This is a genomic window from Bradyrhizobium uaiense (genome assembly GCF_010811875.1).
In the GTDB taxonomy this organism is placed as follows: Bacteria; Pseudomonadota; Alphaproteobacteria; order Rhizobiales; family Xanthobacteraceae; genus Bradyrhizobium; species Bradyrhizobium uaiense.
In genome coordinates this window covers 1-213 of record NZ_VKHP01001260.1, presented here as the reverse complement: position 1 = coordinate 213, position 213 = coordinate 1, and the positions used below count along the sequence as shown (strand labels likewise).

General features: G+C 57.3%; 1 pseudogene. It reads left to right on the top strand.

The annotated features are described in order from the left end of the window. Positions 1–213 (top strand): annotated as a pseudogene (locus FNJ47_RS55895) (IS630 family transposase); the annotation flags it as partial.

The following is a 213-nucleotide window of genomic DNA, read 5'->3' as shown; positions in this document are numbered from 1 at the left end:
ACTTCACGCCAACCTATGCCTCCTGGCTTAACCAGGTCGAACGCTTCTTCGCCCTCATCACCCAACGCGCAATCCGGCGCGGATCATTCGATTCCACCGCCGACCTCGTCAAAAAAATCGACCGCTTTATCCGCACCCACAATGCAGATGCTCGCCCCTTCGTCTGGACCGCAACTGCCGACTCCATTCTCCAGAAACTCGCGCGACTTTGTC